This window comes from Microcystis panniformis FACHB-1757 (assembly GCF_001264245.1).
Taxonomy (GTDB): Bacteria; Cyanobacteriota; Cyanobacteriia; order Cyanobacteriales; family Microcystaceae; genus Microcystis; species Microcystis panniformis.
The window spans coordinates 5,174,536-5,196,632 of the sequence record NZ_CP011339.1 but is presented as its reverse complement, the minus strand read 5'-3'; the positions used below and the strand labels follow the sequence as shown (position 1 = coordinate 5,196,632).

General features: G+C 43.2%; 20 protein-coding genes and 5 pseudogenes. 15 read left to right on the top strand and 10 right to left on the bottom strand.

Annotation, left to right across the window (positions count from 1 at the left end):
• The first annotated feature begins 1 nt into the window (after position 1).
• A complete protein-coding gene (locus VL20_RS24385) occupies positions 2-532 on the top strand; it encodes a Uma2 family endonuclease (protein ID WP_052278075.1) in 531 nt (176 codons plus the stop codon).
• Positions 533-865: 333 nt separating this feature from the next.
• Here the strand turns inward: VL20_RS24385 and VL20_RS24380 are convergent, their stop codons facing one another.
• The 5 genes and pseudogenes from VL20_RS24380 to folD all read right to left on the bottom strand — a co-directional run bounded on the left by VL20_RS24380 (position 866) and on the right by folD (position 4,491).
• On the bottom strand, positions 866-1,501 hold the full coding sequence (locus VL20_RS24380; RefSeq protein ID WP_284525910.1) for a hypothetical protein: 636 nt from the start codon (positions 1,499-1,501) through the stop codon (positions 866-868).
• Between the two features lie 187 nt (positions 1,502-1,688).
• Positions 1,689-2,015: a hypothetical protein gene (locus tag VL20_RS24375; protein ID WP_052278074.1), complete on the bottom strand. Its 327-nt coding sequence runs from the start codon at positions 2,013-2,015 to the stop codon at positions 1,689-1,691.
• 20 nt (positions 2,016-2,035) lie between these two features.
• Positions 2,036-2,958, bottom strand: a pseudogene (locus VL20_RS30480) (IS630 family transposase); the annotation flags it as partial.
• A 103-nt stretch (positions 2,959-3,061) separates the two neighbouring features.
• Positions 3,062-3,181, bottom strand: a pseudogene (locus VL20_RS30475) (IS630 family transposase); the annotation flags it as partial.
• Positions 3,182-3,633: 452 nt separating this feature from the next.
• Positions 3,634-4,491 (bottom strand): bifunctional methylenetetrahydrofolate dehydrogenase/methenyltetrahydrofolate cyclohydrolase FolD, encoded by an 858-nt coding sequence (gene folD / locus VL20_RS24360; RefSeq protein WP_052278568.1) that lies wholly within the window; start codon positions 4,489-4,491, stop codon positions 3,634-3,636.
• An 89-nt stretch (positions 4,492-4,580) separates the two neighbouring features.
• Between folD and VL20_RS24355 the strand changes: the two genes are divergently transcribed.
• Both VL20_RS24355 and VL20_RS24350 read left to right on the top strand, forming a co-directional pair.
• Positions 4,581-5,240, top strand: a complete 660-nt coding sequence (locus tag VL20_RS24355; RefSeq protein WP_052278072.1) for a single stranded DNA-binding domain-containing protein — start codon at positions 4,581-4,583, stop codon at positions 5,238-5,240.
• A gap of 36 nt (positions 5,241-5,276) precedes the next feature.
• A complete protein-coding gene (locus VL20_RS24350) occupies positions 5,277-5,636 on the top strand; it encodes a four helix bundle protein (RefSeq protein WP_052278071.1) in 360 nt (119 codons plus the stop codon).
• Here the strand turns inward: VL20_RS24350 and VL20_RS30470 are convergent.
• Entirely contained in the window at positions 5,601-5,819 is a 219-nt protein-coding gene (locus VL20_RS30470; RefSeq protein WP_128575302.1) for a hypothetical protein, read from the bottom strand. The two genes, VL20_RS24350 and VL20_RS30470, sit on opposite strands and share 36 nt — an antisense overlap.
• On the opposite strand from VL20_RS30470, the gene VL20_RS24345 reads away from it, so the two are divergent.
• Together VL20_RS24345 and ctpB are read left to right on the top strand one after the other, a co-directional pair.
• A complete protein-coding gene (locus VL20_RS24345) occupies positions 5,752-6,171 on the top strand; it encodes an NUDIX hydrolase (protein WP_052278070.1) in 420 nt (139 codons plus the stop codon). The two genes, VL20_RS30470 and VL20_RS24345, sit on opposite strands and share 68 nt — an antisense overlap.
• A 142-nt stretch (positions 6,172-6,313) precedes the next feature.
• Positions 6,314-7,638: pseudogene (ctpB, locus tag VL20_RS24340) on the top strand (carboxyl-terminal processing protease CtpB).
• A gap of 378 nt (positions 7,639-8,016) precedes the next feature.
• Here the strand turns inward: ctpB and recR are convergent.
• Together recR and VL20_RS24330 are read right to left on the bottom strand one after the other, a co-directional pair.
• A complete protein-coding gene (gene recR / locus VL20_RS24335) occupies positions 8,017-8,607 on the bottom strand; it encodes a recombination mediator RecR (RefSeq protein WP_043999193.1) in 591 nt (196 codons plus the stop codon).
• Positions 8,608-9,015: 408 nt separating this feature from the next.
• Positions 9,016-9,549, bottom strand: a complete 534-nt coding sequence (locus VL20_RS24330) for a DUF4330 domain-containing protein (RefSeq protein ID WP_052278567.1) — start codon at positions 9,547-9,549, stop codon at positions 9,016-9,018.
• Positions 9,550-9,820: 271 nt separating this feature from the next.
• On the opposite strand from VL20_RS24330, the gene speA reads away from it, so the two are divergent.
• The 6 genes and pseudogenes from speA to VL20_RS24310 all read left to right on the top strand — a co-directional run.
• Positions 9,821-11,860, top strand: coding sequence for a biosynthetic arginine decarboxylase (speA, locus tag VL20_RS24325; protein WP_052278069.1), 2,040 nt, complete (start codon positions 9,821-9,823; stop codon positions 11,858-11,860).
• A 77-nt stretch (positions 11,861-11,937) separates the two neighbouring features.
• Complete coding sequence (locus tag VL20_RS24320) at positions 11,938-13,953, top strand: ribonuclease catalytic domain-containing protein (RefSeq protein WP_052278068.1); 2,016 nt, start codon at positions 11,938-11,940, stop codon at positions 13,951-13,953.
• 1,463 nt (positions 13,954-15,416) lie between these two features.
• A complete protein-coding gene (locus VL20_RS24315) occupies positions 15,417-16,187 on the top strand; it encodes an IS4 family transposase (RefSeq protein ID WP_128575301.1) in 771 nt (256 codons plus the stop codon).
• A gap of 6 nt (positions 16,188-16,193) precedes the next feature.
• The gene (locus tag VL20_RS30445) at positions 16,194-16,478 is read left to right on the top strand and encodes a hypothetical protein (protein WP_128575300.1); all 285 of its coding nucleotides are present in this window, start codon (positions 16,194-16,196) and stop codon (positions 16,476-16,478) included.
• Between the two features lie 252 nt (positions 16,479-16,730).
• Positions 16,731-16,973 (top strand): annotated as a pseudogene (locus VL20_RS30435) (transposase); the annotation flags it as partial.
• Between the two features lie 195 nt (positions 16,974-17,168).
• Positions 17,169-17,474, top strand: a pseudogene (locus VL20_RS24310) (IS630 family transposase); the annotation flags it as partial.
• 73 nt (positions 17,475-17,547) lie between these two features.
• Here VL20_RS24310 and VL20_RS31520 read toward each other — a convergent pair.
• Positions 17,548-17,694 carry a hypothetical protein gene (locus VL20_RS31520; protein WP_162490497.1) on the bottom strand — a complete coding sequence of 49 codons (147 nt, stop codon included), beginning with the start codon at positions 17,692-17,694 and terminating at the stop codon, positions 17,548-17,550.
• Positions 17,695-17,778: 84 nt separating this feature from the next.
• On the opposite strand from VL20_RS31520, the gene VL20_RS24305 reads away from it, so the two are divergent.
• The 3 genes from VL20_RS24305 (at position 17,779) to VL20_RS24300 (ending at position 19,868) form a co-directional block, all read left to right on the top strand.
• A complete protein-coding gene (locus VL20_RS24305; RefSeq protein WP_284525807.1) occupies positions 17,779-18,612 on the top strand; it encodes a transposase in 834 nt (277 codons plus the stop codon).
• Positions 18,587-18,799 (top strand): hypothetical protein, encoded by a 213-nt coding sequence (locus VL20_RS33305; RefSeq protein ID WP_052275239.1) that lies wholly within the window; start codon positions 18,587-18,589, stop codon positions 18,797-18,799. The genes VL20_RS24305 and VL20_RS33305 overlap by 26 nt, the downstream gene beginning before the upstream one ends.
• Positions 18,800-19,556: 757 nt before the next feature.
• Positions 19,557-19,868, top strand: a complete 312-nt coding sequence (locus VL20_RS24300) for a VOC family protein (protein ID WP_284525909.1) — start codon at positions 19,557-19,559, stop codon at positions 19,866-19,868.
• Here the strand turns inward: VL20_RS24300 and VL20_RS24295 are convergent.
• Positions 19,835-21,019 carry a class I SAM-dependent rRNA methyltransferase gene (locus VL20_RS24295; protein WP_052278065.1) on the bottom strand — a complete coding sequence of 395 codons (1,185 nt, stop codon included), beginning with the start codon at positions 21,017-21,019 and terminating at the stop codon, positions 19,835-19,837. The genes VL20_RS24300 and VL20_RS24295 overlap by 34 nt on opposite strands.
• Positions 21,020-21,205: 186 nt before the next feature.
• Between VL20_RS24295 and VL20_RS24290 the strand changes: the two genes are divergently transcribed.
• A complete protein-coding gene (locus VL20_RS24290; RefSeq protein WP_002769219.1) occupies positions 21,206-22,000 on the top strand; it encodes an MlaE family lipid ABC transporter permease subunit in 795 nt (264 codons plus the stop codon).
• The last annotated feature ends 97 nt before the right edge of the window (positions 22,001-22,097 follow it).

Here is a 22,097-nt window from a genome sequence, read left to right as displayed (position 1 = left end):
AATGTCTTTATCACTGATTACCCGTAAGTTTACGGTGGAAGAATACGAAAAAATGACAACCCAGGGAATAATCAAACCCGATGAAAAAGTGGAATTAATTCGAGGAGAAATTATCAAAATGTCACCGATGGGAACCCGTCATGCTGCCTGTATAGCTAGATTAACACAGTTATTTTATCGAAAATTTGGCGATCTTATTCTCTTAGGAGTACAAAATCCGATTAGATTAAATAATAATTCTCAACCAGAACCAGATTTAAGTTTACTAATACCTCGAGCGGATTTTTATGTTGCTGCCTATCCTTGTCCTCAAGATATTTATTTAATTATTGAAGTTTCCGATTCTACCCTCGATTATGATCGCTATACTAAAATTCCTCTTTATGCAGAAGCAAATATTAAAGAGGTTTGGATTATCAATCTCAAGGAGGAATGTTTAGAAGTTTATCGTCATCCGCTGCAGGGTAGTTATCAAAATATTCAGAAATATTATCGAGGTGAAAGTATTTTGGCTCTTCTCGACTTTGTGTGATAATTTTTGCTTATGGAATCGTGAAATGTTTACTGAGAAAGACTTTTGGGACTATTTTTCTGAAGAAACTATCATTATAGACCTCATTTCCACACAGAAACCAGAAGAGCCGTATTTTTATTGAATCCTTTACAGAAATAGAGTTAACTTTAATTGAAATACTCGGTAATATTTGTTAAATTAAATTCTAGAGCGTTTTTCTTTATTCCTGAGTAGGTAGGCGTTAAAAATTACCAGACACCCCCCTTATCAAGGGGGGTAGGGGGGATCGAACCTAAAATCCATTTTTAATTTAATTATATTATAACCAGCTACTTGGCAGGCATCCTACTATTATTTTTCTAAGAGATGGCGGTACTTTTCTCCGAGATTTTCCGTTGCTTTGGTTAATTTTCCCTTTTCGTCTAGGATAGGCAGTTTCATGATTTCCGATGAAGCTTTAATTAAAAGCAGTACCTCCCGAAACTTGGATGCATCTTCCTCTAGATGGGGATTAAAATTAGATCGTGACTCCAGTTCATTTAAACTCTTAATAGCTATACTATTCAGACTATTAACGAGGTATTGTAACTCCTTAATTCTGCGCTGAACTTGTCCTAAAAAACCCTTACTTTTATCTAATTGAGCTATTTTATTATCCACTTCTTTGGCGTATTCGATAGCTTTACTTAGGGACTTTTTCCCTTCTCCTCCTAAGACAAAACCACCAATCATTAAAGCCGGTCCGACGGTAATACCTCCTAAAACCACTGTTCCCAAAGCCATCCCACCACCACCGGCAGCTAAAGAACCACCTCCTAACCATGCTAGGGTAGCATTCCAAGCGGCTGCCCCACTAAGTCCACTAATTGCTGTTCCTGTACTAGCAGTACCGAAAAGACCAATTAATCCTAGGGTTCCCTGACTGGCTGCCGAAGCGACTCTCACTACTTTTAAACCCCCCACAGCCACACTTTGCGCGTTTAACACTTCTGCTTTATATTCCTTGAATTGTTCGGCAGAAAATCCCTCAAACCCTTCTAAGAAGCGTTGATGGGATGGGGAGGAATTTTGACCAATTCTTTGACTAATTCTTTGATCAATGGCTCTTCTCGACTTTGTGTGATAATTTTTGCTTATGGAACCCTGAAGTGCTTATTGGGCAAAACTTTTAGGACTATTTTGCGGATATTCTATCGGTATAGACCTCGTTTCCACACAGAAACCAGAAGAGCCGATCAATTCTGCTAATAAACTTAATAAATCTGCCGATAGTGTTGATTTTGACATTAATTTGCAGTTGACCGTATTCTTCCGCGAATTTTTGGGTAGCTTGAAACTTTTTTTCTAGGGATTTATTGGCTTTTTTGTATCTTTGTTCGGCACTTTTGCCAATTTTTTCCGCCTTTTGTAGCTTGGAGACACCATTAGCACCAGCACTAACACCCACACCAGCAGTAACTAAGGCAGCCGCACCAAGAATAATCGGGATAATAAAGATCATGACCAAAAATCTCCTATACTTTAGACGTTCATAATCTGAGATTTATTAAACTTCTGAAATCGTAGAGTCAGCAAGGAATCCAGTTCTTTTTTATGTTTCAGATGGGCATCATTCAGACATTCATAAATAGCTGAAGAAAAGTCAGAAAAGTTCTCATAATATTTACCATATAAACATTTCTTTTTGACCAATTTCCACAGCCTTTCAATTAAATTTAGATTAGGTGAATAAGACGGCAGATAGAGCAGCTCTATTGACAAAGAAAGAGCCAATTCTTCAACAATTTTACATTTTTGATAGCGGGCATTATCTAAGACTAGAGTGATGGGAATCATTAGTCCTAAAGCAGCTATTTTTGACCGGAGTTCACAGACTTGAGTTGCCGTAATATAAGTTTCATATGTTACCAGAATAACTTCATGAGTTATTGCATTTAATGCTCCTAAAACATTGAAGCGTTTACGCCCGCTCGGTGACTTAACAAAAAGTCTCTCAAAACACCAAACAAAACCGAGAAATGCTCCCATGACGAAGTGAGCGGCATCAACAAAAAAAACAGCCCTTTTTCCTTCTTTTGCCTCATTTAGTCTGGGTTCTAGCTTTTTTTCTTTGTAGTCCTCTTGTTCATCTGGGTCAGCTTTAGAAGGAAGAGAACCTACTTTTAAACATTTCATTCCCATTGATTTTAAAAATTTTCTCACTTGGGTAGGACTTCGTTTTATTCCCGTCAATTCTTCTATCCTATATACAGCTTCATTTATTGTGGCTGGTGGATTTTTCTCGAAGTATTTTTTGAGGGTTTCTTTTGAAACTCTAATTCACTTTTAGGGCGATAGAAGTTGATTTCTTTTAATTTTTCTATTCCGCCTTCTTGATAATCGCGAAGATAGGTTAATAAGGTATTTGGCGAGATTCCTGCTAACTGACAAATTTTTTGGTGCGGTAAGTACCTAAGCAAAATTAATTACACATATCTAACCACCTCTTGCCTCTTGCCTCTTGCCTTTTGCCTTTCTTCACTAGGAAATTTATTTTGCACGACTACTTATCTTTTGGCTTTTTAACCAGAGAACTTCCATCTTCAGTTGAACCCGGGGATGGGGATGATGAAATCTTTCATAATACAGTGAGTTCTTTTCTTCTTCCGTGAATTCTAGGTTAATCATGTTTTTAATGAGTGCTTTGCTTCTAATTATGACTCTTAAACTATATTATTGTCCTTGAGTAAAAAATGCAAGTTGTAGCCGTGCAAAGTATAGTCTATCCAGTTTTGTAAAATCCTACCAACATAGTTAAAAAAAATCAAGTAGGTGCATCTCACATTTGCAGAAATACCGACAATCAGCAATTATCAGTGACGCTTAAATTATTACAGATGCGTCAGCGGCTGCCTGTAAGCATCCCACCGAAAAACTAATGCGCGGGGGGTTTGGGGGCGGCGCCACGCCCCCAACGGGGGGTTTGGGGGGTAGAACCCCCAAAAGCTTGGATTGAGTAATAAAATCAAAAGTAAAGCCCAATTTTAAAAGAGAGTTTCCCCGTAAAAATCCCCACTTGCTAGATTGACAAAATTGTATCGGTAGAATCGCTGAATAGCTGATAGCTGGTAGCTGCGGATTTATAACTTACGTTCGTAACTTAACAAGGTATTTTTTAATAACATTGCCACCGTCATCGGACCGACACCCCCGGGGACAGGAGTAAGATAACTAGCCACTTCTAAAACCCCCGCATAGTCCACATCTCCCACCAAACGGTCAGCGACACGATTAATCCCCACATCCACCACCACCGCATCAGGTTTTACCATATCCGGGGTGATTAAATTCGCTTTACCGACCGCAGGTACTAAAATATCGGCACTTCTGGTTATTTCTGCCAGATTTTCCGTGCGCGAGTGAGCAATAGTTACCGTAGCGTTTTCCTCCAATAACATTAAAGCTAAAGGTTTCCCCACTAGAATACTGCGACCCACCACCACCGCGTGCTTACCGGCTATGGGAATATTATATTCTTTCAGCAGTGCCATGACCCCCGCAGGAGTACAACTGCGGATACAGTCATCACCCCGCACTAAACCGCCTAAATTGAGAGGATGTAAACCATCAGCATCTTTTTTCGGGTCAATTTGGTAGAGAAGGGAAACCGCGTCTAAATGCTTAGGTAAGGGTAATTGAATTAAAATCCCGTCCACCCGCTCATCTTGATTGAGACGGACAATTTCCGCTAAAATTTCTAGTTCACTTGTATCGGTGGGAAAATGACGACCAAAAGAGGCCATGCCGATTTTAGTACAAGCTTTCTCCTTATTGCGTACATAAACGGCACTAGCAGGATTATCCCCCACCATCAACACCGCTAACCCCGGAGGTCTTCCCATTGGAGATTTTAGCGTCTGGATGCGCTCTCCTAGAGCAAGTTGGATTTTTTGAGCTAAGGCTTTCCCGTCGAGAATTTGGCAAGTAGTTACGGACATTCTATGATAATACCGAGAACAAAAATCTTTCGGATCCATTCTATGGTCAAAAAGATTGGCTAATAGCACTCGTTAAGGTTAAAGCAAGAATGTCTATCCAGACTCGTGTAGGGCGCATCAGCAGTTTATTATTATTGCTAGGGTTATTCGGTTGTAGTACCCTTGCTGACCTCGGTATTGCCGTTCCCTACATCGGTGATCCTCCCCTAACAGCGATCGAGCAATTACAGGAAAAACCAAAAGGCGCTTTAGTTTATCTTAGGGGAACTGTCAGCAATTATGCCCCTTTTTTAGCGGGAGGAGCCTATCTTTTGCAGGATGGGTCCGGTAAGATTTGGATTCGCACCAATAGCAATAAATTACCCCGTCAAGGCGAAGAAATCGTCATTAAGGGCAAAATTGACTTTGAAGCTATTCCCCAAGGTTCCCAAACCGTTAACGAGGTGTATGTGGTGGAATTAGAACAGATGGATGCAGTAGCTGTTAATTCGGTTCCCACTCCTTCCCCGTCCCCAGAAATTAAACCTTCCCCCACCTCAGAAGTTAAACCCCCAGAAAATAATTCTCCCCCAGTCTCAACTAAACCCCTGGAAAATCCCCGACAGGTGACAATTCCCACCGCAACCGCAACAAAACCCCCAGAAACTCCCGTCGTTACCCCCGTTAAACCCAATCCCCCCGCAGTGATTAAACCCGTCCCAGATCCCCTCGATGCTTTCTTTTTACCCCATAAACAAAACGAGAAATAGTAATCAGTAATCAGTAATCAGTAGCGGGGTAAACAGATGGAGAGTAAAGTTTATGACAAAGCTTATAAATTTGCCATTAGGATTGTTAAAGGCTATAAATATTTGTGTGAAACTAAACAAGAATATATTTTGTCAAAACAGCTATTAAGGAGTGGCACTTCAATCGGGGCTAACATTGCCGAGGCTAATGGAGCTATTTCTCAAGCTGATTTTCGAGCTAAAATGTCAATAGCTTATAAAGAATGTCTAGAAACAAAGTATTGGCTGTCTCTATTGAAAGACACGAATTACATAGAGGAAAGAGCCTTTCAAAGTATTAATGATGACGCGGAGGAAATTGGGAAAATGCTTTGGGCTATTCTAAAAACCTGCCAAGAAAATACCAAAAACCGATAACCGATAACCGATAACCGATAACCGATAACCGATAACCGATAACCGATAACTGATAACTGATAACTGATAACTGATAACTGATAACTGATAACTGATAACTGATAACTGATAACTGATGATATTTGTTGCTTTGGCGATTTTAGAACAGGACGGTCGCTTTTTAATGCAGTTGCGCGACGACATCCCGACGATTCTCTATCCGGGGGTGTGGGGTTTATTTGGTGGTCACTTGGAAGCGGGTGAAAGTCCAGAAATAGGGTTAAAACGAGAGTTAAAAGAAGAAATTAACTACGAAGCCCCTAGTTTACGCTATTTTCGCTCTTACAACGATGATAATCTCTCTCGTTATCTTTATCATGTACCCCTGACCGTGGAATTAGAAAAATTAGTGCAAACGGAAGGGCAAGATTTAGCATTATTACCTCCGGCTGCCATCCTTCAAGGGGAATACTATTCCCAGAAGATTAATCAGACTCGTCCTTTAGGAAAAATTCATCGTCAGATATTGCTCGATTTTATAGAACTAGAATTATAGTGGATATTAGAGCCAGACAAGGAACTCCCTTATCTATACGAAAGTCGTAGTTAACACTGCTCCTCACCTCCCTCGAAGGCAAAATGCTCCCGCTTTTTGAATGGCTTTATTGAAACGTCAATCTTATTTTGGCTTTGTCTTTATGAACCAGTCGCGTCCCTCGTTCGTTTCCGTGCAGAAACTCCTATCTGGAGGTGCGATCGCTACCCTAGCAGTTAGTTCCCTGATGGTCCTCACCCCCGCAGCCAAAGGGGAAAAACCCTTAGAAGATAACCCGAAAGCAGTCATCGACCAAGTTTGGCAAATTGTTAATAATGAATTTGTAGATCGTGGTTTTCATCAAATTGACTGGCAAAAAAAACGTCAAGAATTGTTAAGCAGAAATTATACTAATCCCCAACAAGCTTACACAGCAATCCGCGAAGCTTTAAAGGAATTGGGTGATACTTATACCCGTTTTTTAACTCCTAGGGAATTTTCTGTCCTCACCAGTCAAACTTCCGGAGAATTATCGGGAATTGGGGTACGTTTAGCTCTCGATAAACGCACTAGCGATCTGGTTGTTGTCGATACGGTGAAAAAATCCCCCGCCAAGGAAGCGGGAGTGAAAAGCGGCGATCGCCTGATCAGAATTAATGGCAAACCCACCGCTTTAATGACCCTAGAACAGGCAATGGAGGCACTACAGGGAGAAGTGGGTACTAGCGTTAGTTTACAGCTTGCCCGTCCCAATCAAGGGGTATTTGAAGTGACTTTGACCCGGGTAGATATCGAAATCCCCTCCGTTAGCTATACCCTTAAACAGGAAGGTGGGGTGAAAGTTGGTTATATCAAACTGGATGAATTTAGTTCCCACGCAGCCGAACAAATGAAACAGGCGATCGAGGAATTAAGTCAACAACAGATATCCGGCTATGTTCTCGATCTACGGGGCAACCCCGGCGGGTTACTATTTGCTAGTGTCGATATCGCTCGTATGTGGATGAAACAGGGCAAAATCGTTAGCACCATCGATCGACGGGGCGGAGATCGTCAATTTATCGCCAATAACACCGCTATTACCGATTTACCCCTAGTAGTCTTGGTTAATAAAGGTTCAGCGAGTGCCAGCGAAATCCTCGCTGGAGCGCTAAAAGAAAATGGCCGGGCGACTTTAGTAGGTACATCGACCTATGGCAAGAGTACCGTCCAATCGGTACACACCCTCTCCGACGGTTCTGGTTTAGCGGTGACAATTGCCCGTTATTATCCCCCAACGGCGAAAATATCTACAAAAAAGGCATTAAACCCGATGTGCAGATCGAGTTAACCCGGGAACAACAGCTGCGCTTCCGCGATGATCCTTCTTTGCTGGGAACTAAGGATGATCCCCAGTACCAACAGGCGATCTCACTCCTACAATCCCATAGTGTCAAACGTCCTGGCACTGGCAATCTCAATAACCCTTTGAGTAGTCGGGCCGAATAATTGTCCTCAATAATGTCTAAGTAGGTGGGTGGAATTAAATATAAGATGAACGTAGGTTGGGTTGAAGCATGAAACCCAACGCCCGCATAGTTTACACTACCGCTAACCCATCCTACAAATAATTGTGCCTCCCTACTTAGGGTTTGCGGCAAAAAGTACGGGCGAAGCATTCGGATAGAAAATCTCCGGTTTCACCGATAGGTTATTGCCCGAATGCTTCGCCCCTACAGGACGCGGGCCGATGAAGACGCAGGGTGTTGAAGCACGATTCTCTCAAAATCTTGCACCTGTTTCACGAGAAAAGCCACAAAACCCTTACCTTGCCTACATTTCACATTTATTCAGCAAGCCCTACTTAATCCCAACCTTGGCGAGATTTTACAATTCCCGACGACCTTCTAAAGCTCTCGCTAAAGTTACTTCATCAGCGTATTCCAGATCGCCGCCCATGGGCAACCCGAAAGCGATACGGGTAACTTTAGTGAAGGGTTTCAGTAAACCCCCGATATACAAAGTCGTGGTTTCCCCTTCGACACTGGGACTGATAGCTAAGATAACTTCCTGAATTTTTTTCTGGCTGACTCTGGTGACTAAAGACTGTATATTTAATTGATCCGGTCCAATTCCATCCATAGGTGAGATAACACCGCCCAAAACGTGATATTTGCCCGAATATTCCCTAGTTTTCTCCAAAGCAATCACATCTCTGGAATCAGCTACCACACAGATAGTCCCCGTTTCCCGGTTAGGATTGCGGCAAATTTCACAAATCGGTTCGGCCGAAAGATGAAAACAAACCTGACATAATCCTACTTGTTTTTTCGCTGCTACGATCGCCTGGGCCAATTCGATCGCATCCTGTTCCGGTCGTTTGAGAATATACAAGGCCAGACGTTGGGCGCTTTTGGGTCCCACCCCGGGTAATTTTTGTAACTGCTCGATCAAACGAGCTAAAGGCGGTGTATAAATAGCAGTTAATCCTCTTATCAGTTATCAGTTATCAGTTATCAGTGGGTAAGTTATCAGTTATCAGTGGGTAAGTTAGGCTCTTCGGTTTGTGTTATGCAATGGACGGGGGTTATAAGGTATGGAACCCTTATAGAGAAAGGCATTTAGCGATTTTTGTCAATTGTTTTTGCTCTAGAGCGAACTAATCAATTAAGTCTCTTGCCAGATAAGGATTTAGTCGATTTATGCCCCCCTATCGAACCATAACAAGTAACGAAGAGCCGTAAGTTATCAGATTTGAGTTTTCAAGTGAGCAGTGTTACATGGAAGTTTCCTACTGTCTTTTCACTGATTACTGGTCAATGATTACTGGTCAATGATTACTGCTCACTGATTACTGCTCACTGATTACTGCTCACTGATCACTGTTTAAGACCTTTTTGGTAAACGGACATCGATAACACTGGTGTTGAAATTATAATTATCTCCTTCCAACTCGATTAAAGTGCCAATTTTCACCTTTTGACCGCCAACAACCGCACCGGTATCGGTAACTTCCGCTTGACCACTGAGAGTCATAATCATATCTTGAGAATAGTTTTCTGTGCGGGGATCGGGTAGGACTTTTACACTACCATCCGGCTGCGGAACTAAGACATTTCTCGATAAAGGTTTAACATTTTTTATATCCACTTGACCGGCCGGTTGATTACGAATAACAATATTAGTTTTCTTCTCGGTATTGAATTGATTAATCAAAGCATTGGGATTGAGAACACTTAAACCCCGGACAATAACATCCACTTCTATGGGTTCTTTGGTAACTTTAGCGATCGTACTTTTACCACTTGTCCCCGGTACAACAAAAATACCGATAATTGTCAATAAAATTACTAAGGCCGCTCCAATATCAAGCAAGCTAAATTTACCGAATAAACGTCCTTTTGAGTCTAATAATTGCATAAGCGGTTCACTATAAAATTTTTGGTAGCAGGGAACAGGGGAACGGGGTGATGGGTAGGGTTGATTCATGAATCAACCCTACTATGAATCAACCCTAGGGTGATGGGGGATGGGGAGAAAATACAAATAATCTCCTATCTCCTATCTCCTGTCTCCTGAATCCTGCCTCCTAACGGCTAGTAAATTCTATCACGATCGGAATCTTGGTCGCAGACAGGAAGTCTGACTTAAGATAGAAGATCGGAGTCTCACACGGAGCGATCGATAGACAATGGCGGGTAAAACTCAACTTAAGAAACAAGAAAAGCAATTATCTCCAGTGGATCTGGCCCCTTCTGACGGTAACAACCTCGAAAAAGTTGCCCCCGTTAAACATTGGTCGATCGAAGATAGCGAAAATCTCTATCGCATCCAAGGCTGGGGAGAACCCTATTTCTCGATCAATGCCGCAGGAAATATTACCGTCTCGCCTCAGGGAGAAAGGGGCGGTTCTTTGGACTTATACGAGTTAGTTTCGGCGATTAAGCGGCGTAATATCGGTTTACCCCTGTTAATTCGGTTTAGTGACATCCTTGAGGATCGGATCGAGCGCCTGAATGCCTGTTTTAGCCGAGCGATCGCCCGTTATAATTATCCCAATGTCTATCGCGGTGTCTATCCGATCAAGTGCAATCAACACCGTCACATCGTCGAGTCTTTAGTGCGTTTTGGTAAACCCTATCAATTTGGGTTGGAGGCTGGTTCAAAACCTGAGCTAATGATTGCTTTAGCTACCCTAGAACCTGCCTTAAACGGCAAAAATGACAAAACACAACCATTGCTAATTTGTAACGGCTATAAGGACAAAGAATACATCGAAACCGCTCTTTTGACCACTCGTCTCGGTCATCGGCCTTTGATTGTCATCGAACAATTGGAAGAATTATATTTAACCCTGCGCGTCAGTCGTCAGTTAGGAATTGCCCCACATTTGGGAGTGCGTGCGAAACTGGGGACAAAAGGGGTGGGCCGTTGGGGATGTTCCACGGGAGACCGGGCAAAATTCGGTTTAACCGTCCCGGAAATCCTAACGGTAGTGACGGAATTAGAACAAGCGGGGATGTTAGATTGTCTGCAACTGCTGCACTATCATATCGGGTCGCAAATCTCCGCTATTAGCGTCATTAAGGATGCTATTCGCGAAGCTAGTCAGATTTATGTGGAATTAGCGAAATTAGGGGCAAATATGACCTATCTCGATGTGGGGGGTGGTTTAGGGGTCGATTACGATGGCTCAAAAACTAACTTCTACGCCTCAAAAAACTACAATATGCAGAATTATGCCAATGATATCGTGGCTGAGGTCAAGGAAGCTTGTGAAGATGCCCAGATTTCACCCCCAATTCTCATCAGTGAAAGTGGCCGGGCGATCGCTTCTCATCAATCGGTGTTAGTCTTTGATATCTTGGGAAGTAGTGAGGTTCCCCAAAATCCCCCCGATCCCAGCAATGGGAAAGAACATCTCATCCTCCGTAATCTCTGGGAAACCTACACGGGTATCGATGAGCGCAATTATCAGGAAGCTTATCACGATGCGGGACAGTTCAAAGAGGAGGCGATTAGTCTGTTTAATTTCGGTTATCTCAGTCTCAAGGAACGAGCTAGAGCCGAACAATTGTACTGGGCTTGTTGTCACAAAATTCTGCAAGTGGCCCGACAAGAGGATTATGTTCCCGATGACTTGGAAGACTTAGAGCAAATTATGGCCTCAATTTATTATGCCAATCTCTCGGTTTTTCAGTCAGTTCCCGATAGTTGGGCGATCGATCAACTATTTCCAATTATGCCGATCCATCGTCTCGATCGAGAACCTACCCAAAGAGGGATTCTCGCCGATTTAACCTGTGATAGTGACGGGAAAATTGCCCAGTTTATCGATTTGCGCGGGGACATAAAATCAGTTTTAGAATTGCATCCGTTGGAGTACAAAAACGGGAAACATTCTCCAGAACCCTATTATCTAGGAATGTTTCTGGTGGGTGCTTATCAAGAGATTATGGGCAATTTACATAATCTTTTTGGCGATACTAACGTGGTACATATTCAGATGAGTCCCAAGGGATACGATATCGAGTATCTAGTCAAAGGAGATACGATCACGGAAGTATTAAGTTATGTGCAGTATTCTGCGGAAGACCTGTTAGAAAGAATTCGTCTTCGTTGTGAACAAGCTTTGCAGGAAAATCGCATGACGGTGGAAGAATCCCAATTACTACTACAGGATTATGAACGCAGTTTGCGACGCTATACCTATCTAGTGGGTGGGGATTGATGATTGCTCTTGCCGATCGAGTAATCGATCGAGGATGATAGAAAATAGACAAAATAGATAGGCAGTAAGGGGAAGCAGTGGAAAAGGGAACGCTGGTAGAATTTCGAGTCCAAGGAGAAAGGCGCTTAGGGGTGATCGATCGCCCAGAAGGTAAAAAAGATTGGATCGTCATCGATCAAGGGGGAAACCCGCATAAACTGCGTCCCCAACGCTTCGATTACATTATCAAGGGTGGTCCATCCAACTATAAAGAGATCGGAAATTTTCTGCGGGAAGTCCAACCCTATCTAGATCCTAGTGGTTTAGAAGTGGCCTGGGAATTATTAGCCGGGGAAAATCAGTTAGTCACTCCCGAAACCATGGCCGAGATTCTCTTTTCCGATCGCAGTCCGCAGTTTTGCTATGCGGCCCATTGTCTCTTGAGTGATGATAAAGTTTATTTTAAAAATAAAGGGGATGGTTACGAGGCCCGCTCGGAAAATCAGGTAGAGGAAATCAAACACCAGCTAGAGGTGGAACAACAGCGTCAACGGGAAAAAGGCCAATTTCTCCAACGTCTCCAACAGGCCCTGGCCGGTGAAACGGTAGAATGGTCAGAAAGCGATCGAATTCGTCTGGAATCTCTAGAAAAATTTATCCTCCAACCCGAACAAAAATATCCAGCAGCCATGGACATACTCTCGCTGCTGGGCCGTTCCCAAACCCCCGAGGCTGCTTTTGAATTGTTAGTCGATTTGAAATGGTGGAGTAGTCACGAAAACCTTTTCCTGCGACGCAGTTCCTACCCTGTTCAATTCTCGAAAAAGGTACTTGATGTGACGCGTCTTAATTTACTCAATCCCCCTGCGGATGCGGATGTCAACAATCGTCTCGATTTAACCCACCAAAAAATTTATACTATCGACGATGAAAGTACCGAGGAAATCGATGACGGATTATCGGTGGAAATTCTCGCGGATGGTGGTCATCGTCTCTGGATTCATATTGCCGATCCTAGCCGTTTAGTGCTTCCCGATGATGAATTAGACCTAGAAGCGCGTCGTCGCAGTACCAGTCTCTATCTTCCCACGGGAATGGTTCCCATGTTTCCCCTAGAGTTGGCCGCCGGTCCAATGAGTTTGGTACAGGGTAAACTTTGTCCCGCCTTGAGTTTTGGGGTAATCCTCGATGAAACGGGGGCGATCGCCGATTATCGGATCCATCCTAGTACAATTAAACCCACCTATCGCCTCACCTACGAAGATGTGGATGAAATGTTACATCTGGATCTGCAGCATGAACCGGAAGTGAAGATTCTCAACCGTTGGGCAAAACAACGCCACGCATGGCGCAAATCTCAGGGATCGATTAACATCCAAATGCCAGAATCATCCATTAAGGTGAAGGCTAACGACGAAATTATCATAGAATTGCAGGAGGTTTCCCCATCTCGGCAATTAGTGGCGGAAATGATGATTTTAGCTGGAGAAATCGCCGGTCGCTACTGTCAGGAACACGAGATACCTGTGCCTTTCCGCGGACAACCACAACCGGAATTACCCCCTGATGAGGAGTTAATTTTACTACCTGCGGGCCCGGTGCGTTCCTGTGCCTTGCGTCGCTGTATGCCGCGCAGTGAGATGACGACGATTCCTAACCGTCATGCTAGTCTGGGATTGAATACCTATTCCCAAGTAACTTCGCCAATTCGCCGTTATACTGACCTTTTGACCCATTTTCAACTAAAAGCCCATCTTCGGGGCGATCAACTGCCTTTTACCCGGGATAGAATGCAGGAAATTCTCTATAGTGTCGCTAGTTCGGCCCTGGAAGCCACCTCAGTGGAACGGCAAACTAATCGTTATTGGAGTTTGGAATTCTTGCGACGACAGGGAGATCAAGTCTGGCAAGCTTTGGTTTTACGCTGGCTGCGGGAAGAGGAAAATTTAGGCTTAATTTTATTGGAGGAATTGGGGTTAGAATTACCCCATCGTTTTGAGCGATCGGTATCTTTAGGCGATCGCTTTCAAGTGCAAGTTAGTCGCTCTGATCCCCACCGCGATGAGATCCGTTTTCGCGAGTTATCGGGTTTTGTCTCCTCCCAAGCAAGTTAATCTCTCGCGGAGTCAGGAGTCAGGAGTCGGGTGATAGGGTGATAGGGTGATAGGGATTTAGGGGTTTAGGGAAATTTCAGCCAAATGCTCCACTACCCCACACCCCCCTGACAGGTGTAGGTTTATTACAAAGAGGTGAGCAGTCACACACTCAAGGTGAGAAAATCAAGCTAGAGATTTAGAGGAGCATCGTGAAAGGCAATGCTGAAAAACAAATAAGTAGTCGTGCAAAATTAATTTCCTAGTCGAGACTCCCAGACTCCGAGACTCCGAGACTCCGAGACGGGATACAGGAGACTCCGAGACTCCGAGACGGGATACAGCTATTAGGGATCGGATTTGAGTTTTCAGTTCACTGTTTACTCACATCAGCAAAAGGCTGACGGCTGAGAGCTTAGATGTGTAATTAATTTTGCTTAGGTACTTACCAATCATAAAGAGGTTCGCAAGAATCAGCATGGTTAACGCAAAAATTACGCAGTATCCTACGACTAATAACCCGCATCGCCCGCTATACCTCTGGCAATTTTCTATTATCGATAATTATAGCAATACAGTAATTATGAGTTCTAAGTACCTAGGCAAAATTATTTACACATGACGATCATTGCCCCGTAAGGGTTTTAGCTCGATCGGGCAGGTAATTAATTTTGCATGACTACTTATTAAGTGGGTGGGTGGAATTAAATATAACTGGACTTCCCCCGTATAAAAATACTAGCTATGGCTAAAAGTCTTACAGAGCCTGAGTTCAAGCAATACAATACCAATGAACTACTGGACACAAAATCCTGAAGTTCTTACGCCGATAGGGTTTGAGGCAAAAATTTTCAAATTTGACCTTTAGACCATTATAGCTTGTTTCGGGGCAGAAAACCAGCAAAAACATGGCTACAGAGGGAATCCCTTACTCTAGAGATTAATGACACTATCTGTTAAAATCAGGTTAGCGATCACTATACAGCCAACTCTACGGAATCGCTCTACTCCAGATACAGTCAACGGTACAGCCATTTTCAAGTCAAAAATGTACCCAGTAGCCTCTTTTCAATTTTTTCTGAGAAGCGACCTGCAGTAAGGGTTTTGTTAATTTTTTAGTATTTATGTATGGGGGAAGTCCAGATATAAGATGAACGTAGGTTGGGCTTCGGCCGTGAGCTTTTGCCGAACGGTTGAAGCATGAAACCCAACGCCCGCATAGTTTACGCTACCGCTAACCCATCCTACAAATAATTGTGCCTCCCTACTTAAAACACTAGCGGAAATTAGATATTGGCAACGATCTCGCCGAAAGGAGCGAGGACCTGAACGGGTTGGGGTCGGCTCGGCGCGCTCTCTACTGGTAAACGGGGAAACAACTTCAAGGGGTGACAGAGGGGCTACAAGCTAGATAGAGCGGGGGGTCTAGCCAAACGACCCCCTAAAGAAATAGAGTGGTTAGGACAACCACTCAAAATTTTAAAATGTTACCTTCATTCTATCAGGCTTGTTTACAGGCGAACCTTAGCGAGGCGAGCTATTTGACCTTACAGCTCCTAATCCTGCTCTTACAAAGTCATCGGATAGTCCAACTAGAGAAACTGGCCGCTCTTTTCCCGCAACCGATAACCTTTGAAAGTAGAAGACGGAATTTGCAGAGATTTCTTAAGCTCCCGCAACTAAACGTGAAACTCTTGTGGTTTCCTTTGATCAAACAGATCGTCAAGCTAGAATTTAGCGGAAAAAATAAAAATCGAGAGCCAAGAAGAAGGCTCAAAAAACTGAAACACGCGGGAAGATTATTAGTCGTCATAGATAGAACCGATTGGAAGGGTAGAAATTTATTCGTCGCCAGTGTGATTTGTGGTCGGAGAGCTTTGCCCGTATATTGGGTGTTACTGAATAAAAAAGGAAGTAGCGCTCTCGGGGAACCGAAAAAATTCCTCAAGCCAGTCTTAGGGTTGTTGAAACCCTATCCGCTCGTCGTAATGGGAGACCGTGAATTTCAGTCAGCGCAATTAGGGAAGTGGCTTGACGACAGAGGTGTAGCTTTTATCTTCCGTCAAAAGAAAAGTACCTACACGCGATTGAAAGATGGAGAAAACTATCAAGCCCTTTCCGAGTTAGAACCGAACCGGGGCGAGCGAAACTTCTTTCGGGGAGTGACCCACACGAAAAGCCATGAGATCGAGGGGTTCAACCTAGCAACTTATGGGAAAAGAGGTTATCGAACTAAAGGGTCTAAAGAGCCTTAGTATTTATTGACCAACCTAGAATCTTTAGAGATAACTCTCAAGTTATATAAATCTCGATTCGGGATTGAAGCGATGTTCAAAGATTGTCAAACGGGAGGATATAATCTTGAAAAAACGAAAGTGAGCGAGCCTCGCTTTCTCGCCTTAATTTTATTAATCGCTATCGCTTACTCTTTGAATACAACCCGTGGTCAAAATCTCAAGAAATCGGGAACTCGCGATTATATTTGTCGCTCCAAAGAAGCGAAACGCGGTCCGGAAAGACATAGCGATTTTTGGATAGGTACTTAAGTACCTAAGCAAAATTAATTACACATTTCGATAAAGCTTTTGCCTCTTGCCTATTGCCTCTTGCCTGTCTTCACTAGGAAATTTATTTTGCATGACTACTTATGGGAGCTTCTGGATCGAGTCGATGGACGCGTACTCGGAACTCGCCTTTTCTTTGATCCGCCTCAAGCCAGGAAAACACCCCGATTTTTCTAGGGGTCTAACGGCTATGCGCCTTATCCAGCAAGCCTTTTAGTCGCCTTGTCACCCCTTGAAGTTCGCCACACAGCCCCTTATGAGTGTGGATTTAGTTTGAGAGTAATAAGAAGGAGAGCTTGGACAAAAAAAGGAAAGCGAAAAAAAGTGAATGGACAAAGAAAAAGAGGAAGGGTGAATGTGATGGGAGCCTTAAGATATAATGACAAAAAACGAGTCGGTTTTATGATCAAAAAAGGAAATTCAGAAACTTTCCATGAACAATTAAAGAAACTTCATGAAGAGATTCGTCAAGAATGGATAAACGGTTCTTCGGTTTGTCTTATGCAATGGACGGGGTTATAAGGAATGAAACCTTTATAGAGACAGACATTGCCGCAATTTTTGTCAATTGTTTGCGATCTGGAGCGAACTAATCAATTAAATCTTTTGCCAGATAAGGATTGAGTCGATTTATGCTCCCATATCGAACCATACCAAGTCCCGAAGAGCCGGATAAACTTGGGAAATCTGCCCGAAGATTTTCGAGAAAAAGGACCGAAAATTATCATCATATTAGACAATGCTAGTTATCACAAAAAGAAAGATGTTATTGAGCAGTTGGAAAAAGAGTTGCCCAATATTAGGCTAGAGTTTTTACCAGCTTATAGTCCAGATTACAACCTAATAGAATTAGTGTGGCATTCCGCTAAAGAGTACATAGCTAATCGAGAATTTGAAAATAAAGAAGAACTGGAAAAAGTAGTCAATCAGCTTTTAAATGAAGGGGGATTGATTATTAAATGGAGTAGAAAAATTTAAAATAAGGGTAATGCTGTCAATGTAACTTAAATGCGTAAAAGCTTACCATTCTTTCAGCCTCTGCCTGACCGTGTTAGGTTTTTCCTCGTTGACTGCGCCAATAAATCTCGACACCTGAGTCAAGCTGCTCGATTTGGTCATGACCATGCCAAAACTCCAAGTCGCCAATCCGATAGCTTGCGGTATTGACAAATGAGGTAGATGCCTGACTGACGGACACAAGTGGGTCAAAACCTGACAAGACAAGGGTTGCCAAAAAGAAAAATATCTGGGTAGATAGGGAAAAAGCAAGAATCCCTACAAGATGAAAACCGAGAACAGAATCTTCTCCCAAGTTTATTCCTATCTAGAACAAGGAAGCCGATTTGTGGATAAAAGACATTTAACCGTCCTCAGTTGGATGGTGACAGCCCTACTCAGTAGTCAAAGTCTCAATCAAGCCAGATGGGAACCCTTTGTACAAAGCAGAGCCGAACAAGCCAATAGTTATCAGAGACGGTGGAATCGCTTTTGCCAGAATGGAAGAGTAGCGGTGGAAAAGATATACATCCCCTTAATATTGAAAGCCATCGAGACTTGGAAGGAGAAGGGGGAAAGACTGTATCTAGCAATAGATACCACTCTGTTGTGGAATCAATACTGCTTTGTCTATCTAGCGGTGGTCTGCGGGGGGAGAGCCGTCCCCTTGATGTGGATGGGATTAGAACATGGTAGTGCCAGCCTAGCTTTTGAGAAATACGAACCCTTGTTGGACAGAGCCAAAGGCTATCTTCAGGGCTTTGAGAATGTCATGCTGTTAGCCGACCGAGGCTTTGCCAATCAGCAATTAATTCAATGGCTCAGGAAAAATACTTGGCATTGGTGTCTTCGCTTACCTTGCGATACCCTCATTTACGGTGTTCGCCGTCGGGGTTTTGGCTATGAGGTCAGAGAACTCTATCCTCCCAAACGGCAAGCCTGCTTTGATCGCAACGTTCAAGTCTGGCAGGAGGCTAGAATCACTGCTCATCTTGCTTTAGCCTCTGTTCCAGGGGTTAAGGATAATTGGGCAATTCTGAGCGATGAACCTCCTACCCTTGACACCTTCTGGCAGTATGGTCTTCGTTTTCCCATTGAACATCTCTTTCAAGGGCAGTAAATCGGGCGTTTTTGACTGGGAACATTCTCGTGTTCGCTCTGCTGCTTGTTTAGAACGTCTCTATCTCATTGTTGCCATTTCTATTCTCTTTGCTACTTTAACTGGCATGGCGGTTCAACAATCTGGCTCTCGCCGTCAGGTTGATGCTCATTTTCGGCGTGGTTTGAGTTATTTGAAAATTGGTTGACGTTGGCTGGCGGGAGTTGTTCATAAGGCGCGTCCCTTCTTGCGACTTGACCACTTATTTTCTGTTGACCCTTTTCCCTGTTTTGCTTCTCGCAAAGCTCGTCAGGATTATTATGGCAAAATTACCTTTTCTTTTATTCAGGAGTTTGAGGCTTTCACATAACAGTACTTGTCTTTGTATTGAAAAATGTGTCCGTCAGTCAGGGTAGATGCTCTGAAACTATGCACGACCACTGCTTGAGATATTTGTTGTTTAGCATTGTCTTTCACGATGCTCCTCTGAATCTCTAGCTTGATTTTCTCACTCTTGTGTGTGACTACTCACCTCTTTGTAATAAACCTACACCTGTAAGGGGTGTGGGGTGTGGGGTGTGGGGTTTTACCGATTTTGAGGTAGTCAGTTACCTAATTTTCAGGGAAAAAGTCCAGGAATTTTACCCCCGATCACTCCAATGGTCAGGACTTTTTCAGGGGAAAAAAGTCTAAAAGCCTTATCCAACAAGGTTTTTAGATTTATTCAGCCAGCCCTAGGTAGGGTATGCTGAAAAAGTAGGGGCGAGAAGCATATCTCGGATAGGAAATCTACGGTTTCAGCGATAGGTTATGCCCGAATGCTTCGCCCCCACAGGACTTGCTCCCCTCTCCTAATCCCCAAACCCAATGAATAACCCCCCGATAGTCCATTCAATTACACAGAGGCTTTTATTGCCCTAGGCACGAGTAATTTCGATCGCTCGGTACAGTTTTATCGTCAACTGTTGCAACAGGAACCAAAGCCCTACCTTGCCGCCGTTTATGCAGAATTTAGGCTGATTAACCTTAAATTATGTCTTTTTTGCCCTAAAGAGTCCCACAGAGAGGAATTTAGCGATTCTAGGGGCAGTGGCATGAGCATTTGTTTCGAGGTGGAGAGTCTCGAAAAAGCCCTTGAGCATTGGAGCGAAATCGGCTATGGTGCTAGGGGAGAAATTAGCCAAGCTTCCCACGGTCTGGAAATCTACATCTATGATCCCGATGGTAATCGTTTAATTTTCCATCAATCCACCGCTAAAACCAATCCTTTCAGGTAGGAACCTTCCGAGTGATAGATACTGGTGGGATGGTCGGCTGGTTGGCTTAAACGTGCTAAAATTCGCACTGGGCGAGCCGATTCAATGGCTGCCGCCATGACAGCCCCCTGAAAATGTTCTTCGTTAACCACTTGGGAACAGGAAAAGGTGAAAATAATACCTTGGGGGCGAATTTTCTGGAAAGCTTGGTGATTTAATCTTTTATAAGCCATAACCGCCTGATGACGGGATTGGATACTTTTGGCAAAAGCGGGGGGATCGAGAACAATCAGATCGTAATCCTCCTCACAGTCGCGCAGAAAGTTAAAAACATCGGTGCTGTAGGATTGATGGGGAACTTCGCTGAGATTATTCAGGGCGATATTTTTTTCGGTAAGATCGATCGCACCGTGAGAACTATCAACGGAATCGACTAGGGCAGCCCCCGCTTGCATAGCATAGACGGAAAAGCCGCCAGAGTAACAAAAAGTGTTTAAAACCCGTTTATTCTGGCAATATTGGGTCAATATTGCTCTATTTTCCCTTTGATCGAGGAAAAATCCCGTTTTTTGTCCTTTTTCCCAATCAATAATAAAGCGATGGCCGGATTCTAACACCTCATCGCCGGTTTTTTGACCAAATAAGTATTTATTCTCGGAGATATGGGCGCTTTTCGCCAAAACTGCGGCACTTTTATCGTAAACTGCCCGTAAATTGTCAGCGTAGATAGTTTTCAGGCAATCGACAATCAGATCGAGACGTTGGTATAAAGCTAGGGAATAAGCTTGAATAACCGCCGTGCCATTGTACCAATCGACGATTAAGCTGGGTAAACCGTCCCCTTCAGCGTTAATTAAACGATAACAGTTAGTTTTCGGGTTATCCACTAAACCGATTTGTTGCCGCAGCTGATAGGCATTCTGGAATTTTTCGAGAAATAATTGAGCAATATCGCTGACTTTTGGGAAAGAAAGAATTTTAACGGCAATATTGCTAGGATTATACAGTCCAGTGGCTAGATATTCGCCTCGATCGCTATAAACCTCCACGATAGCACCCTCTTTGACTTCTCCCTCCATCTCTTTAATCGCCCCGGAAAATATCCAAGGATGGAATCGTTTAACAGCATCAATTTTATGGTTTCTCAGGATAATTTTCGCTAAATCTGGCATGGATAAAGAATCAGGGTTGATAGCTGACGGCTACTAGACAATTCTATTATCCCCTGCCAGCAGCGCAAAACCACAGTTTCTTATCCCTCGATCGAGTGGCATCAAAGCAAGTCCCCACAATCGAGGGATAATTAGAGGGAATTCTCGCCTATAATAAGTTAGATTTTAGCGATATTCCCTCGACAAATGCCAAGAAAAAGTGATGCTGCCGGTGGTTTAAGTTTATGGTTCCAACGTTTGGGGGCTGCCGGTTTATTAGCGGGACAAACTTTTTTACATATTCTTAATGGCAAAATCCACCGGCGTAATACTCTGGAACAAATGAGTATTGTTGGACCAGAATCCTTGACAATTGCCCTAATTACTGCTGCTTTTGTGGGTATGGTTTTCACTATTCAGGTAGCCAGAGAATTTATTTTTTTTGGGGCGGGTAGTTTTGTTGGGGGAGTCCTTTCCTTGGCTTTAACCAGGGAATTAGCCCCGGTTTTAACCGCGGTGGTGGTGGCGGGGAGAGTTGGCTCGGCTTTTGCCGCCGAAATTGGTACAATGCGAGTAACAGAACAAATTGACGCTTTATATATTTTAAAAACCGATCCGATCGATTATTTGGTCATTCCCCGGGTGATTGCCTGTAGTTTAATGTTACCCCTGCTCACTATTATCTCTTTAGTCACGGGATTACTCGGTGGTTTATTGATTTCTGATAGTCTTTACGGTATTTCCTATTCCCTATTCTTACAATCAGCCCAAAATTTTCTGGAAACATGGGATTTAATTAGTTCTATGTTCAAGTCCCTTATTTTTGGGATTTTAATTGCTATTATCGGCTGCAGTTGGGGTTTAACCACCACCGGCGGTGCTAAAGGAGTTGGTCAATCTACTACCACGGCTGTGGTAACTTCTTTATTAGCGATTTTTGTGGCTAATTTTTTCCTCTCTTGGCTGATGTTTCAAGGGACTGGTAATGTGGAAATCGGCTAAGACAGTTATCAGTTATCAGTTATCAGTTATCAGTTATCAGTGCCAAGAAAACGGCAATTTTCTACTTAATACCTAATATCTAATACCTAATACCGCT

What these genes read in the sequence shown, in the direction of transcription:
- VL20_RS30470 (WP_128575302.1), bottom strand. Translation starts at nt 5,819, where the DNA reads ATGTCGTCGCGCAACTGCATTAAAAAGCGACCGTCCTGTTCTAAAATC.
- VL20_RS24315 (WP_128575301.1), top strand. Translation starts at nt 15,417, where the DNA reads ATGTTACCTTCATTCTATCAGGCTTGTTTACAGGCGAACCTTAGCGAG.
- speA (WP_052278069.1), top strand. Translation starts at nt 9,821, where the DNA reads ATGGCGGGTAAAACTCAACTTAAGAAACAAGAAAAGCAATTATCTCCA.
- folD (WP_052278568.1), bottom strand. Translation starts at nt 4,491, where the DNA reads ATGTCCGTAACTACTTGCCAAATTCTCGACGGGAAAGCCTTAGCTCAA.
- VL20_RS24375 (WP_052278074.1), bottom strand. Translation starts at nt 2,015, where the DNA reads ATGATCTTTATTATCCCGATTATTCTTGGTGCGGCTGCCTTAGTTACT.
- VL20_RS24295 (WP_052278065.1), bottom strand. Translation starts at nt 21,019, where the DNA reads ATGCCAGATTTAGCGAAAATTATCCTGAGAAACCATAAAATTGATGCT.
- VL20_RS24305 (WP_284525807.1), top strand. Translation starts at nt 17,779, where the DNA reads ATGAAAACCGAGAACAGAATCTTCTCCCAAGTTTATTCCTATCTAGAA.
- VL20_RS24290 (WP_002769219.1), top strand. Translation starts at nt 21,206, where the DNA reads ATGCCAAGAAAAAGTGATGCTGCCGGTGGTTTAAGTTTATGGTTCCAA.
- VL20_RS24350 (WP_052278071.1), top strand. Translation starts at nt 5,277, where the DNA reads ATGGAGAGTAAAGTTTATGACAAAGCTTATAAATTTGCCATTAGGATT.
- VL20_RS24355 (WP_052278072.1), top strand. Translation starts at nt 4,581, where the DNA reads ATGTCTATCCAGACTCGTGTAGGGCGCATCAGCAGTTTATTATTATTG.
- VL20_RS24330 (WP_052278567.1), bottom strand. Translation starts at nt 9,549, where the DNA reads ATGCAATTATTAGACTCAAAAGGACGTTTATTCGGTAAATTTAGCTTG.
- VL20_RS24345 (WP_052278070.1), top strand. Translation starts at nt 5,752, where the DNA reads ATGATATTTGTTGCTTTGGCGATTTTAGAACAGGACGGTCGCTTTTTA.
- VL20_RS24385 (WP_052278075.1), top strand. Translation starts at nt 2, where the DNA reads ATGTCTTTATCACTGATTACCCGTAAGTTTACGGTGGAAGAATACGAA.